This window comes from Rhodobacter sp., assembly GCA_020637515.1.
Lineage (GTDB): Bacteria > Pseudomonadota > Alphaproteobacteria > Rhodobacterales > Rhodobacteraceae > Pararhodobacter.
Genome location: JACKKG010000001.1, coordinates 1,723,375 through 1,735,883, shown reverse-complemented (window position 1 = coordinate 1,735,883; position 12,509 = coordinate 1,723,375). Strand labels below are relative to the sequence as shown.

The following is a 12,509-nucleotide window of genomic DNA, read 5'->3' as shown; positions in this document are numbered from 1 at the left end:
GTCGGCTTGCCACCATCGTGCCGATTTTCAGGCGTGACTTGGCAGGAGGCATTGATGGCGACCACCCCGACAGGCTGGGAAGGCATTTTCGCGGACGGTGAGAGCGTGCTGTGGCAGGGGCGCCCACGCGGCGGCATCCTCTGGTCCGACCTGATCCGGTTCGAAAGCGTTTTCGGCCTGTTCTTTGGCGGTTTCGCGATTTTCTGGGTCTTTGGCGCCGCCACGATGGCGCGGATGACGCATTCCGGATCGTCGTTTGACCTGATCGGCAGCCTGTTCCCCCTGTTTGGCCTGCCGTTTGTCGCGGTTGGTCTTTACATGCTGGTGGGGCGGATCTTCTGGGATGCCTATGCGCGCCGACGCACCTGGTACACGCTCAGCAACCGCGCGGCCTATATCGCCACCGACACGCTGGGCAAGCGCAAGCTGCGCCGCATCGGGTTCGACGACATGGTGGCGCCCAGCCTCGACGACGGCACCCCCGGTTCGGTCTGGTTTGCCGAGGACATCCGCAATTACACCACGCGCCGCCGCTCCAGTTCGGGGATGACCATGGGCACCGCGCGCCGCCAATCCGTCCGCGTGCCGGTGGGGTTCCGCCAGATCGACGACGCGCGGCAGGTTTATCGGCTGATCGTCCAGCACCGCGACGCGGAAAGCTGACAAGCACGGCCTTTTTCCGGCGCCGTCTCTTGCCCCCCCCAGAGGCGCCCCTTACATCGGGCGCATGATGAACCCGCTCGCCCTGCTTACGCGGCCCTTTCGGCGCGCCCCCCGCGTGAATGTCGTCCGCATGCAAGGCATGATCGCCGCAGGCGGGCGTGGCCGGTTGTCGGACGCCGGTTGCGGCCCGCTGCTTGAGCGCGCCTTTCGCACCGGCCGGCCAAAGGCGGTGGCGTTGATCGTCAACTCGCCGGGTGGCTCGCCGGTGCAGTCGGCGCTGATCGGCGCCCGCATCCGCCGCCTGGCCGAGGAAACCGGCGTCCCGGTCCACGCCTTTGTCGAGGACGCCGCCGCCTCGGGCGGTTACTGGATCGCCAGCGCCGCCGACGACATCCATTGCGACCGCGCGTCGATCCTGGGATCGATCGGCGTGATCTCGGCCGGGTTCGGACTGAGCGGCGCGATCGAGAAGCTGGGGGTCGAACGGCGCGTGCATACCGCCGGGCAGTCGAAAAGCCAGCTCGACCCGTTCCGCCCGGAAACCCCCGAGGACGTCGCGCGGCTCGAGGCGCTGCTCGAACAGATGCACCGCGTGTTCATCGACCACGTGACCGACCGGCGCGGCGGCGCCCTGTCCACCGGGACCGATCTGTTCGACGGCCGCTTCTGGCTGGGGGACGAGGCCGTCCGGCTGGGCCTGGCCGACGGGATCGGCCACGCCACCCCGGTGCTGAAGGCCCGCTACGGCAAGCGGGTTCGCTTTCGCAGCTTTGGCACGCGCCGGCCGCTGTGGTCGCGGCTGGGCCTGTCGCTGGCCCAGGACGCCCTCGCCGGCGTCGAGGAAGCGGCGCTCTGGGCCCGGTTGGGATTGTGACATGATCCTGCGCGTCGTCGTCCTGTTCCTGATCTTCATCGCCGTGATGGCGATGATCCAGAAGGCGCTGCGACCCCGACGCCCGCGACGCCCCACGCTGGATCGCCTGCGTTGCCCGACCTGCAAGCGCGTGCACTTTTCCGACACTCCGGCGGGTTGTAGCCGTCCAGATTGCAGGTATCGCTGATGGTTTTCGACATTCTGATGATCCTGGGCGGGCTGGTCCTGCTGGTGCTGGCCGGCGACGCGCTGGTCAAGGGCGCGGTCAATCTCAGCCTCAGGCTGGGGGTCCCGGCGCTGATCGTCGGCTTGACCGTGGTGGCCTTCGGCACCTCGGCGCCCGAATTGCTGGTGTCCGTCCAGGCAACGCTCGACCACGCGCCCGCGCTGGCGCTGGGCAATGTCGTGGGTTCGAACATCGCCAACATCCTGGTGGTGCTGGGCGTGCCCGCGCTGATCACCGCGGTGCCCGTATCGCGCGAACTGATGCACGATTTCCTGGTGATGATGGCGGCGACGCTGCTGTTCGTGGTGATGGCCTATCTTGGCCCGATGACCTGGCCCCACGGGCTGGTGCTGCTGGCCGGCCTGGCGGCGATGTTGTGGAACTCCTACACCCGCGCCCGCGACCATCGCGCCAGTGAAACCGTCGAACTGGAGGGGGTCGAGGACGGGATCTCGGGCCTGCGCATCGCCCTGTATCTGGCGGGCGGGCTGATCGGCCTGCCGCTCGGCGCGAACCTGCTGGTCGAAGGCGCGGTCAACGTCGCCACCGCGCTGGGGGTCAGCGAGGCGGTGATCGGTCTGACCCTGGTGGCGATCGGCACGTCGTTGCCCGAACTGGCCACCACCACCGCCGCCGCGATCCGCCGTCAGGCCGGCGTGGCGATGGGGAACGTGATCGGGTCCAACATCTTCAACCTGCTGGGCATCATCGGCGTGACCACGCTGGTCGGACCGCTGCCGGTGCCCCAATCCATGCTGCATTTCGACATCTGGGTCATGGTGGCGACGGCGCTGCTGCTGGGCGGCTTCGTTCTGACCGGGCGCAGCATCGGCAAGACGGTTGGCGCCGGCCTGATCGCGCTTTATGTCCTTTACCTGTTGTGGCTGTTCTGAGGGGCACATGTCGGGCAAGGCACTGATCACCGGCGCGGGGCAACGGCTGGGCCGGGCCATGGCGCTGTATCTGGCGGGTCGCGGGCTGGATGTGGCGCTGCACTACGCCACCAGCGCCGAGGGCGCCGACAGCGCCGCCGCCGAGGCGCGCGCCCTGGGCGTCCGCGCCGTGTCCCTGCCCGCCGACCTGCTGGACGAGGACGCGACAACCGCCCTGATCCCCGCCGCGGCAAAGGCCCTGGGCGGGCCGCTGACGGTGCTGGTCAACAACGCCTCGATCTTTGAATACGACACCATCCACAGCGCCACCCGCTCCAGTTGGGACCGGCACATCGGCTCGAACCTGCGGGCGCCGTTCCTGCTGACCCAGCAGTTCGCCGCGCAATGCCCCAAAGGCGCGCGCGATGCCGCCGGCGAGCCTCTCGCCCGGGGGCTGATCGTGAACATGGTGGACCAGCGCGTGCTGAAACCCACGCCCGAGTTCATGACCTATTCGCTGGCCAAGGCCGCGCTCTGGTCGCTGACGCGCACCACCGCGCAGGCCCTGGCGCCCGACATCCGCGTCAATGCCATTGGCCCCGGCCCCACGCTGATCGGCGCACGCCAGAGCCCCCAGCATTTCGCCCGCCAACGCGCCAGCACGGTGCTGGAGCGGGGCGCGAACCTGTCCGACATCACGGCCGCGCTGGGGTATCTGCTGGACGCGCCGGCCGTCACCGGGCAGCTTTTGTGCGTCGATGGCGGACAGCATCTGGGCTGGCGCACACCCGATATCCTGGGTCCGGAATGACTCTTCATGCGAGCGCCCGCGACGGATTGTCCACCGCCGCGCGAACTGTCACGAAGACGTCATGAAAACCCTAAGAAATTCAGAGTGTTGCAAGTGGCTCGATTTTCTTTTCAGGCTTTTCAATGACTTGCATAACCGCCTATTTTTTGGGCAGCGCGGCGAAGCCCTCTGGAAACAAGGCGTTTTCGCACGTCCCACCAGCCTCTCCACAGAGTTATCCACAGATTCCGTGGAAAGCTTTGTCCTTGAACTCGGCACCGCTAAGGTGCAGCCACACCTGAGAATCATCGACAGTTTCGCACCATGACCGACACGCCGCCCCAGGCCCCGGACCCGCTGAGTGGCCACGCGCTGATCGCCGACTATGTGCGCCGTCTTGACGGCTCGCCCGGGGTCTACCGGATGCTCGATGCCGAGGCCCGCGTGCTCTATGTCGGCAAGGCGCGCAACCTCAAGGCACGGGTGTCGAACTACGCCCGCCCCTCGGGTCATTCGGCGCGGATCGCGCGGATGATCTCGGAAACGCGGTCGATGATGTTCCTGACCACCCGGACCGAGACCGAGGCCCTGCTGCTGGAGCAGAACCTCATCAAGCAGCTGAAGCCCATCTACAACGTGCTTCTGCGCGACGACAAAAGCTTTCCGAACATCCTGATTGCGAAAAATCACGCCTATCCCCAGATCCGCAAGCATCGCGGCAAGCGCAGCGAAAAAGGCAGCTATTTCGGTCCCTTCGCCAGCGGCTCTGCGGTGAACCGGACGCTGAACCAGTTGCAGAAAGTGTTCCTTTTGCGATCCTGCACGGATTCCGTGTTCCAGAACCGCAGTCGGCCCTGCCTGCTCTACCAGATCAAGCGATGCGCGGCGCCGTGCACCAATCTCGTCACGCCCGAGGCCTACGCCGATCTCGTCTCGGACGCCGAGCGGTTCCTCTCGGGCAAGACGACCCACATCCAGGCGGACCTCGCGCAGCAGATGCAGGACGCCTCGGACGCCATGGAATTCGAACGCGCCGCCGCCCTGCGCGACCGCATCCGCGCGCTGACCGCCGTGCAGCAGTCCCAGGGCATCAACCCAAAGGGCGTGGACGAGGCGGATGTCGTCGCATTGTATCTTGAAAAGGGGCAGGCCTGCGTTCAGGTCTTCTTCATCCGCGCACATCAAAGCTGGGGCAACAGCGATTTCTATCCGCGCACCGGCTCGGGCGCGGACGAGGCCGAGATCCTCGAAGCCTTCCTCGCGCAATTCTACGACGGCAAGCCGCCGCCCCGGCAGATCCTGCTGTCGCATCCGATCGAAAACGCGGACCTGATCCACGAACTGCTCAGCGCCCGCGCCGGGCGCAACGTGGACCTGCGCGTGCCTCAGCGGGGCGAAAAGGCCGAACTGGTCGAGAACGCGCTGCGCAACGCGCGCGAATCGCTGGGCCGCCGGATGTCGGAAAGCGCCGCTCAGTCGCGCCTGCTGGCTGGCCTGGCCGAGGCCTTCGGCCTCGACGAACCGCCCGCCCGGATCGAGATCTACGACAACTCGCACATCCAGGGCGCCCACGCCGTGGGCGCGATGGTGGTCGCAGGCGCCGACGGCTGGATGAAGAACCAGTATCGCAAGTTCACCATCAAGACCGCGCCGGGCGACGATTTCGGCATGATGCGCGAGGTCCTGACGCGGCGCTTCGACAAGCTGCTGAAAGAGGACCCCGCCCGCCAGACCGAGGCCTGGCCCGACCTGCTGCTGATCGACGGCGGCGCCGGGCAAATCACCGCTGTGACCGAGACGCTGGCCGAACTGGGCCTCGAGGACATCCCCGCGGTCGGCGTCGCCAAGGGCGTCGAACGCGACCTGGGGCGCGAGGAATTCCACCGCAAGGGCCAACGCCCCTTCGCACTCCGGCACAACGACCCGGTGCTCTACTTCATCCAGCGCCTGCGCGACGAGGCCCACCGCTTCGCCATCGGCACCCACCGCGCAGCCCGCGCCAAGGCCGCGACCCGCACCCCGCTCGATGAGATCCCGGGCGTCGGCGCGGCGCGAAAACGCGCGCTCCTGGCGCATTTCGGTTCGGCCAAGGCGGTGACCCGCGCGGGTCTGGGCGACCTCATGGCGGTGCCGGGAATCTCCGAACAGATGGCCCGCGCGATCCACGGCTTCTTCAACGAATCCTCCTGATCCCATCATCTTGTCCGAAATACGCACGGGGATTTTCAAGGGGGGCGTGCCCCCCTTGAAGCGGGGGGTTCGGGGGGCGGCAGCCCCCCGACGCCCGGCCTAAAACGCTGGACCTCGTGGCGCCCAGCCATTACCTCTTGCCCGGAACCGGAGACGCCCATGACCCAGCCGCCCATGACCCTCGTCCTCGCCGCGCCGCGCGGGTTCTGCGCCGGCGTGGACCGCGCGATCAAGATCGTCGAGATGGCGCTCGGCAAATGGGGGGCGCCGGTCTACGTCCGCCACGAGATCGTGCACAACAAGTTCGTCGTGGACAACCTGCGCGCCCAGGGCGCCGTCTTCGTCGAGGATCTGGACGAATGCCCCGCCGACCGGCCGGTGATTTTCTCGGCCCATGGCGTGCCGAAATCGGTGCCGCAGGCGGCGCGGGCGCGGGACATGACCTATGTCGATGCGACCTGCCCGCTGGTCTCCAAGGTCCATATCGAGGCCGAGCGCCACCACCAGAACGGCCTCCAGATGGTGATGATCGGCCACGCCGGCCATCCTGAGACCGTCGGCACCATGGGCCAGTTGCCCGAGGGCGAAGTGCTCCTGGTGGAAACCGTCGCCGATGTCGCCCTTCTGGCGCCGCGCGACCCCGCGAAACTGGCCTATATCACGCAGACCACCCTGTCGGTCGACGATACGGCCGGCATCGTCGCCGCCCTCGAATCCCGCTTTCCTGCCATCGTCGGCCCGCACAAGGAAGACATCTGTTACGCCACCACCAACCGCCAGGCGGCGGTCAAGGCGATCGCCGGCCGGGTGGATGCGCTGCTGGTGATCGGCGCCCCCAATTCGTCGAACTCCCGCCGCCTGGTCGAGGTCGGCCGCGCCGCCGGTTGCCCCTATTCGCAGCTCATCCAGCGCGCCGCGGATATCGACTGGCGGGCCCTTCAGGGCGCCCGCGCCGTCGGTCTGACCGCCGGCGCCTCGGCCCCCCAGGTCCTGGTGGACGAGGTCGTCGCCGCCTTTGCCGCCCGCTACGACCTGACACGCGAAACCGTCGAAACCGCGACCGAGGACATCGAATTCAAGGTCCCGCGCATCCTCAGGGTGCCGGCGTGACGCCCCTGTTCGCGCCGACCGCGCCTCGCCTCGGGCGCGCGCCCGCCGGCCGGCATCCCCGGGCCCGCGCATGAGCGACGACGAAACCCTGCGCGTCTACCAGGCCCGCGCAGAGGACTACGCCCGCCTGAACGGCGACAGCCAGGCGCTGGCGCGGTTCATGGCCAGCCTGCCGCCCGGCGCGCGTGTGCTCGATTGGGGCTGCGGCCCCGGCAATCAGGCCAAAATCCTGCTGCAACGCGGGTTCGACGTCGATCCGGTCGATGCCTCGGCCGCGATGATCGCCATCGCCCGCGACCGCAAGGGCCTGCCCGCACGCCTGGCCCGGTTCGACGACCCGCTGCCCGGCCCCTATCACGGCGCCTGGGTCAGTTTCAGCCTGCTGCACGCGCCCCGCGCCGACCTGCCCCGCCACTTGCGCGCGCTGCACGATGCCTTGGCCCCCAAAGGCGTGCTGTTCCTGGGCCTGAAGCTGGGCACCGGCGAGGGGCGCGATGCCCTGGGCCGGTTCTACACCTATTACACGCGCGCGGCGCTGCTGGCCCATCTGGCCGATGCCGGTTTCGCGCCTTTCGACATCGAGGAACGCACTGACGCCGGGCTTGCCGGCCGGCGCGAACCGGCACTCCTGATCCTCGCGAGGAAAATCCATGCCTGAACTCTTTGCCTGGACCGACGGCGCGTGCAGCGGCAACCCCGGCCCCGGCGGCTGGGGCGTGCTGATGCGCGCGATGGACGGCGCCACCCTGGTCAAGGAACGCGAACTTCAGGGCGGCGAGGCGCAGACCACCAACAACCGCATGGAATTGCTGGCCGCGATCAACGCGCTCGAGGCCCTGTCGCGCGCCACCGCGATCACCATCACCACCGATTCGGCCTATGTGAAGAACGGCGTGACGCAGTGGATCCACGGCTGGAAACGCAACGGCTGGAGGACCGCCGACAAGAAGCCGGTGAAGAACGCCGATCTGTGGCAACGGCTGGACGCGGCGCAAAAGGCCCATGCGGTCACCTGGAAATGGATCAAGGGCCACGCCGGCCACGCCGAAAACGAGCGCGCCGACGAACTGGCGCGCGCCGGCATGGCACCGTTCAAGCCATGAGCGTGCTGGCGGTCCTCGATTACCTGTCGGTCTTCATCTTTGCGCTGACCGGCGCGCTGGTGGCCAGCCGCGCCCAACTGGACCTGGTCGGGTTCCTGTTCATCGCCGCGCTGACGGCTGTCGGCGGCGGCACGGTGCGCGACGTGCTGCTCAACCGCGACGTGGTGTTCTGGGTGGCCAATCCCTGGTATCTGGCCACGGCCTCGGCCGCGGCGGTGCTTGTGTTCTTCACCGCGCATCTGCTGGAAAGCCGTCGTCGCGCCATCGACTGGCTGGACGCGGGTGCCCTCGCCGTCGCCGTGCCCGCAGGCGTCGGGGTGGCGATCGCACTGGGACACGGGCCGATGGTGGTCCTCATCATGGGCATGGTCACCGGCGCCTTTGGCGGCCTCCTGCGCGATGTCGTCTGCAACGAGGTGCCCCTGGTGCTGCGCCAGGGCGAACTCTACCTTTCGGCGGCCTTCGCCGGCGCGCTGGTCGCCCTCGCCACGCGCCTGGTCCTGGGACCGACGCCCTGGGCCCTGATCGCCTGCGCGGCGATCACCTTCCTGCTGCGCGCGGGCTCCATGACCTTTGGCTGGCGCCTTCCGGTCTACAAATCCCGCCCGCCCCGCCCTTGACAAGCGGCGCGGCGCCCACCACCTCGCATTCAACCCTGCGAATGCGAGAGATCCCATGCCCCAGAAACTCCGCCTGACCTGCCCCGACTGCGGTCAACTCAACCAGTTCCCCGCCGACAAGCTGGGCGCCGCGCCGAAATGCGCCGTCTGCGGCCACGCCCTCAATGCCGGCAAGGTCGCGTCGGTCGATTTCCGCACCCTGGAAAAGATGGCCCGCAACGACCAGGTGCCGCTTCTGGTGGATTTCTGGGCACCCTGGTGCGGCCCTTGCCGGGCCATGGCGCCCGAGTTCGAGAAAGCGGCCAGGTCCCTCGCGCCCCGCGTGCGGCTGGCCAAGATCGACACCCAGTCGAACCCGGACGCCACCGTGCGCTACAACATCCGCGGCATCCCGGCCTTCATCCTGTTCCATGAGGGCCGCGAACTCGCCCGCCTCTCGGGCGCCCGCCCGGCCGCCGATCTCATGCGCTTCGTCGAGGAAAAGCTCGCGCTCGTCGGCTGACCGCCGATTGTCCGATCCGGCGCCCCATCATCTTGTCGGAAATACGCACGGGGATTTTCAAGGGGTCCCGTGGACCCCTTGAAGCGGGGGGTTCGGGGGGCAGCCGCCCCCCGATGCCACCCGTGACCCGGGCTCAGCCCGGGCTCATGCCCCTGAGACGCTCGTTGCGCCGCCGCAGGATCTCCAGCGTCGCCAGCAACAGGATCGACAGCCCCACCATCAGCGTCGCCACCGCCAGGATCGTCGGCGAGATCTGCTCGCGCAGACCGATGAACATCTGCCAGGGCAGCGTCTGCTGGGCCGCCGAGCCGACGAAAATCACCACCACCACCTCATCGAACGAGGTGATGAAGGCAAACAGCGCACCCGAGATGACCCCGGGCAGGATCAGCGGCAACTGCACCTTCATGAAGGTGCGCACCGGCCCCGCCCCCATCGACGCCGAGGCCCGCGTCAGCGAGCGGTCGAAGCCCACCAGCGTTGCCGTCACGGTGATGATGACAAACGGGATACCCAGGATCGCATGGGCCAGCACAACGCCCCAATAGGTGCCCTGCAGACCGATCGCGCTGAAAAAGAAATACATCCCGGCGGCGGAAATGATCAGCGGCACGATCATCGGCGAGATCAGAACCGCCATGATGATCCGCTTGAACGGGACATGCGACTGGCTCAACCCGATCGCGGCCAGCGTCCCCAGCGACACCGACAGCAGCGTCGCCATCGGCGCGATGGTCAGCGAGTTCCGCGTCGCCATCTGCCAGTCGGGGTTGGTGAAGAAATCGATGTAGTGCTTCAGCGAGAAGCCATCCGGATCCAGGGACAGCATTTCCGGGGTGAAGGTGAAGAAATCCTGGGCGTTGAAGCTCAGCGGAATGATCACCAGGATCGGGAACATCAGGTAGAAGAACACCAGCCCGCAAATCACGCGAAAGGCGTAGTACCAGACCCGTTGCAGGGGCGACGCATAGGAAGGAAGTGCCATGATCCGTTACCCCAGCTTGACGTTGTCGATGCCGACCACGCGGTCATAGACCCAATAGAGCACCAGCACCGCGACCAGCAGGATCGTGCCCAGCGCACCAACCAACCCCCAGTTGCCCGAGACATACCACTGGTGCGCGATCCGGTTCGAGATGAACATGCCCGACGGCCCGCCCACCAGCTCCGGCGTGATGTAGTAGCCGACCGCCATGATGAACACCAGGATCGCCCCGGCGCCGATGCCCGGCACCGATTGCGGGAAATAGACCCGCCAGAAGGCCGTCCAGTCGTTCGCGCCCAGCGATTTCGCCGCGCGCACATAGCTGGGCGGCACGGTCTTCATCACCGAATAGAGCGGCAGCACCATGAAAGGCAGCAGGATATGGGTCATCGCGACAATGACACCGAACTTGTTGTTGATCATCGACAGCCGGCTGTCATCCGCGACCAGGCCCAGCCAGACCAGGAAATCGTTGATGACGCCCTGTTCCTGCAACAGGACCTTCCACGACGAGGTCCGCACCAGCAGCGAGGTCCAGAACGGCAACAGCACCATGATGAGCAGCAGGTTCGCATAGCGTTCCTTGACATTGGCCAGCAGGAAGGCGACGGGATAGCCCAGCAGCAGGGTCATGAAGCAGATCAGCGCGCTCATCCAGGCGGTGCGCCAGAACAGCATCATGTGGATCGACTGATTGTCGGGCAGCGCCTCGACATGGCCCGAGACCATCGTGTGGTCCACCGCCGCCAGGTAATAGCCGGCCGTGTATTCGGTCGAATAGGCCTTGAGCGCGCGCCAGGTGTGAAGGTCGCCCCAGTCGTGGTTGGCCGCGATCAATTGATCGCGAAAGGGCCCGTCGGTTTCGACGTTCCAGCCGCGCACGGCGCGCTGGGTCTGGCGCATCAGGGTGGTAAAGCCCGGCACCTCGAAATTCATGCGCCGCGCCAGTTGCATCGCGGTGCGCTCTTGCGCGGCGACCTGGACGTCCTGGACCACGGCCCGGAAGACGGCCTCGGGCGGCAGTTCGGTGCTGTCCACGTCCCACGATTGCAGCGCCGCGACGGTGTTGGGCATGATGTCGCCGACGATGTTGTTCTCGACCGAGCGGAACAGCATCGAGCCGATCGGCGCGATGAACCCCAGCAGGATGAACAGCAACAGTGGCGCGATCAGCAGCAGCGCGCGGATCTTCTGTCGCCTCAGCGCGCGGGCAAGGCGGCGCTTCAGGTCGCCGCCGGTCAGGTCGTCGTCGCTCGGATGGGGATCTGTCGCCGTGCTGGTCATCACTGGGGTCCTGTTGGGTCCCGGTCCCGCGCCGCATCGGGGCAGGACCGGGACGTCGTCGGGTGGACCGCCCCGTCACGCCGTCGTGGCGCGCGGGGCCGTCCGGTCGTTCAGGCGGGCGTTATTGCGCCAGCCAGGCCTGGAAGCGGGCGTCCAGTTCGTCGCGGTGATCCGCCCACCAGGTGTAGTTGAACAGGAACGCACCCGTCATGTTCGCCGGATCGGTCGGCATGTGCGGCGCCATCGGGATGCCCAGCGTGGCATGGTTGCCGACCAGCGGCGCCGAAGAGGCACGGGCCGGACCATACGAGATATACGCGGCCTGATCGGCCAGGCGCTGGGTGTCGGTCGCGAAATAGACGAAGTCCATCACGCGGGCCAGGTGATCCGCGGGCAGCCCCTCGGGGATGATCCAGCCGTCGAGGTCGAGCATCTGGTAACCCCAGGCCATGCCGATCGGCTGGTGCTGTTCGGCGATCGCGGCGAACAGGCGGCCGTTATAGGTCGAGCCCATGAAGACTTCGCCGTCGGCCAGCAGCTGGGGCGTTTCGGCACCGGCGGTCCACCAGACGGTGTCGGCCTTGATGGTGTCGAGATGCGCAAAGGCACGCTGGATGCCCTCTTCGGTTTCCAGCATCGCATAGACCTGATCCTGCGGAACACCGTCGCACAGCAGGGCCCATTCCATGTTCCCGATCGGGCGACGTTCCAGCGCGCGGCGGCCCGGATAGGTCGTGGTGTCGAACACCGCGCAGGCGTCGGTCGGCGGGGCCACGCCATCGGGAACCATGTCGGTGCGATAGCCGAAGGTCGTCGAGAAGGCGATCTGCGGGATGAAGCACTCGCTCACCATCGTATCGCCGAAATCGACCGAGGCGGGGGTGCCATCGGGCGCGGGCGCCAGTTGGGTGTCGGCGTCGATCGGCATCGCCAGACCCTCGTCGCACAGACGCATCGCGTCCGAGGCGACCACGTCCACCAGATCCCAGGTGACGTTGCCGGCTTCGCTCATGGCACGCAGGCGGGCCACGGCGTCGCCCGAGCTTTCGTCGGTGATGACGTTCAGCCCCGGATGCGCCGCCACATAGGGGTTGATGTAGGCGTTCACCTGCGAGGCCTGATAGGCGCCGCCCCAGGAGACGACGGTCATCTCGTTGGCCATCTCGTCGGCCGAGGCCGCACCGGCGGTCAGCGCGAGGACAGCCACGGCCCCTTTCAGAACGGTTTTCAGTTTCATGCTTAGCTCCCTAGTCGAACTGCCCGCTTGGTGTGGCGCACCGCCCTGCGGGC

General features: G+C 67.2%; 15 protein-coding genes. 12 read left to right on the top strand and 3 right to left on the bottom strand.

The genetic code is table 11. The features are described from left to right. Nucleotides 1-54 precede the first annotated feature (54 nt). The 12 genes from H6900_08465 (at nucleotide 55) to trxC (ending at nucleotide 8,950) form a co-directional block, all read left to right on the top strand. Nucleotides 55-663 carry a hypothetical protein gene (locus H6900_08465; GenBank protein MCC0073309.1) on the top strand — a complete coding sequence of 203 codons (609 nt, stop codon included), beginning with the start codon at nucleotides 55-57 and terminating at the stop codon, nucleotides 661-663. Nucleotides 664-727: 64 nt separating this feature from the next. Then, nucleotides 728-1,537 carry a S49 family peptidase gene (locus H6900_08460; GenBank protein MCC0073308.1) on the top strand — a complete coding sequence of 270 codons (810 nt, stop codon included), beginning with the start codon at nucleotides 728-730 and terminating at the stop codon, nucleotides 1,535-1,537. A gap of 1 nt (nucleotide 1,538) precedes the next feature. Beyond that, nucleotides 1,539-1,724 carry a hypothetical protein gene (locus H6900_08455; protein ID MCC0073307.1) on the top strand — a complete coding sequence of 62 codons (186 nt, stop codon included), beginning with the start codon at nucleotides 1,539-1,541 and terminating at the stop codon, nucleotides 1,722-1,724. Beyond that, nucleotides 1,724-2,656 carry a calcium/sodium antiporter gene (locus H6900_08450; protein ID MCC0073306.1) on the top strand — a complete coding sequence of 311 codons (933 nt, stop codon included), beginning with the start codon at nucleotides 1,724-1,726 and terminating at the stop codon, nucleotides 2,654-2,656. Before H6900_08455 ends, H6900_08450 begins: the two co-directional genes overlap by 1 nt. A 7-nt stretch (nucleotides 2,657-2,663) precedes the next feature. Beyond that, the gene (locus H6900_08445) at nucleotides 2,664-3,446 is read left to right on the top strand and encodes an SDR family oxidoreductase (GenBank protein MCC0073305.1); all 783 of its coding nucleotides are present in this window, start codon (nucleotides 2,664-2,666) and stop codon (nucleotides 3,444-3,446) included. A 61-nt stretch (nucleotides 3,447-3,507) separates the two neighbouring features. Next, nucleotides 3,508-3,753 carry a hypothetical protein gene (locus tag H6900_08440; protein MCC0073304.1) on the top strand — a complete coding sequence of 82 codons (246 nt, stop codon included), beginning with the start codon at nucleotides 3,508-3,510 and terminating at the stop codon, nucleotides 3,751-3,753. After that, entirely contained in the window at nucleotides 3,750-5,615 is a 1,866-nt protein-coding gene (gene uvrC, locus H6900_08435) for an excinuclease ABC subunit UvrC (GenBank protein ID MCC0073303.1), read from the top strand. The genes H6900_08440 and uvrC overlap by 4 nt, the downstream gene beginning before the upstream one ends. A 159-nt stretch (nucleotides 5,616-5,774) precedes the next feature. Beyond that, nucleotides 5,775-6,725, top strand: coding sequence for a 4-hydroxy-3-methylbut-2-enyl diphosphate reductase (ispH, locus tag H6900_08430; protein MCC0073302.1), 951 nt, complete (start codon nucleotides 5,775-5,777; stop codon nucleotides 6,723-6,725). 70 nt (nucleotides 6,726-6,795) lie between these two features. Then, nucleotides 6,796-7,383 carry a class I SAM-dependent methyltransferase gene (locus tag H6900_08425; GenBank protein MCC0073301.1) on the top strand — a complete coding sequence of 196 codons (588 nt, stop codon included), beginning with the start codon at nucleotides 6,796-6,798 and terminating at the stop codon, nucleotides 7,381-7,383. Continuing rightward, complete coding sequence (rnhA, locus tag H6900_08420; protein MCC0073300.1) at nucleotides 7,376-7,828, top strand: ribonuclease HI; 453 nt, start codon at nucleotides 7,376-7,378, stop codon at nucleotides 7,826-7,828. The genes H6900_08425 and rnhA overlap by 8 nt, the downstream gene beginning before the upstream one ends. Beyond that, complete coding sequence (locus H6900_08415) at nucleotides 7,825-8,448, top strand: trimeric intracellular cation channel family protein (protein ID MCC0073299.1); 624 nt, start codon at nucleotides 7,825-7,827, stop codon at nucleotides 8,446-8,448. The genes rnhA and H6900_08415 overlap by 4 nt, the downstream gene beginning before the upstream one ends. 55 nt (nucleotides 8,449-8,503) lie before the next feature. Beyond that, nucleotides 8,504-8,950 (top strand): thioredoxin TrxC, encoded by a 447-nt coding sequence (trxC, locus tag H6900_08410; GenBank protein MCC0073298.1) that lies wholly within the window; start codon nucleotides 8,504-8,506, stop codon nucleotides 8,948-8,950. Nucleotides 8,951-9,083: 133 nt separating this feature from the next. On the opposite strand, the gene H6900_08405 is transcribed toward trxC, so the two are convergent. The 3 genes from H6900_08405 to H6900_08395 form a co-directional block, all read right to left on the bottom strand. Then, the gene (locus H6900_08405; protein MCC0073297.1) at nucleotides 9,084-9,935 is read right to left on the bottom strand and encodes an ABC transporter permease; all 852 of its coding nucleotides are present in this window, start codon (nucleotides 9,933-9,935) and stop codon (nucleotides 9,084-9,086) included. Between the two features lie 6 nt (nucleotides 9,936-9,941). Continuing rightward, nucleotides 9,942-11,219, bottom strand: coding sequence for an ABC transporter permease (locus tag H6900_08400; GenBank protein ID MCC0073296.1), 1,278 nt, complete (start codon nucleotides 11,217-11,219; stop codon nucleotides 9,942-9,944). 121 nt (nucleotides 11,220-11,340) lie between these two features. Next, nucleotides 11,341-12,456, bottom strand: coding sequence for an extracellular solute-binding protein (locus H6900_08395; GenBank protein MCC0073295.1), 1,116 nt, complete (start codon nucleotides 12,454-12,456; stop codon nucleotides 11,341-11,343). Nucleotides 12,457-12,509 lie beyond the last annotated feature (53 nt).

What these genes read in the sequence shown, in the direction of transcription:
- H6900_08405 (MCC0073297.1), bottom strand. Translation starts at nt 9,935, where the DNA reads ATGGCACTTCCTTCCTATGCGTCGCCCCTGCAACGGGTCTGGTACTAC.
- H6900_08400 (MCC0073296.1), bottom strand. Translation starts at nt 11,219, where the DNA reads ATGACCAGCACGGCGACAGATCCCCATCCGAGCGACGACGACCTGACC.
- rnhA (MCC0073300.1), top strand. Translation starts at nt 7,376, where the DNA reads ATGCCTGAACTCTTTGCCTGGACCGACGGCGCGTGCAGCGGCAACCCC.
- uvrC (MCC0073303.1), top strand. Translation starts at nt 3,750, where the DNA reads ATGACCGACACGCCGCCCCAGGCCCCGGACCCGCTGAGTGGCCACGCG.
- H6900_08450 (MCC0073306.1), top strand. Translation starts at nt 1,724, where the DNA reads ATGGTTTTCGACATTCTGATGATCCTGGGCGGGCTGGTCCTGCTGGTG.
- H6900_08395 (MCC0073295.1), bottom strand. Translation starts at nt 12,456, where the DNA reads ATGAAACTGAAAACCGTTCTGAAAGGGGCCGTGGCTGTCCTCGCGCTG.
- H6900_08465 (MCC0073309.1), top strand. Translation starts at nt 55, where the DNA reads ATGGCGACCACCCCGACAGGCTGGGAAGGCATTTTCGCGGACGGTGAG.
- H6900_08445 (MCC0073305.1), top strand. Translation starts at nt 2,664, where the DNA reads ATGTCGGGCAAGGCACTGATCACCGGCGCGGGGCAACGGCTGGGCCGG.
- H6900_08425 (MCC0073301.1), top strand. Translation starts at nt 6,796, where the DNA reads ATGAGCGACGACGAAACCCTGCGCGTCTACCAGGCCCGCGCAGAGGAC.
- H6900_08440 (MCC0073304.1), top strand. Translation starts at nt 3,508, where the DNA reads ATGAAAACCCTAAGAAATTCAGAGTGTTGCAAGTGGCTCGATTTTCTT.
- ispH (MCC0073302.1), top strand. Translation starts at nt 5,775, where the DNA reads ATGACCCAGCCGCCCATGACCCTCGTCCTCGCCGCGCCGCGCGGGTTC.
- H6900_08460 (MCC0073308.1), top strand. Translation starts at nt 728, where the DNA reads ATGATGAACCCGCTCGCCCTGCTTACGCGGCCCTTTCGGCGCGCCCCC.
- H6900_08455 (MCC0073307.1), top strand. Translation starts at nt 1,539, where the DNA reads ATGATCCTGCGCGTCGTCGTCCTGTTCCTGATCTTCATCGCCGTGATG.
- H6900_08415 (MCC0073299.1), top strand. Translation starts at nt 7,825, where the DNA reads ATGAGCGTGCTGGCGGTCCTCGATTACCTGTCGGTCTTCATCTTTGCG.
- trxC (MCC0073298.1), top strand. Translation starts at nt 8,504, where the DNA reads ATGCCCCAGAAACTCCGCCTGACCTGCCCCGACTGCGGTCAACTCAAC.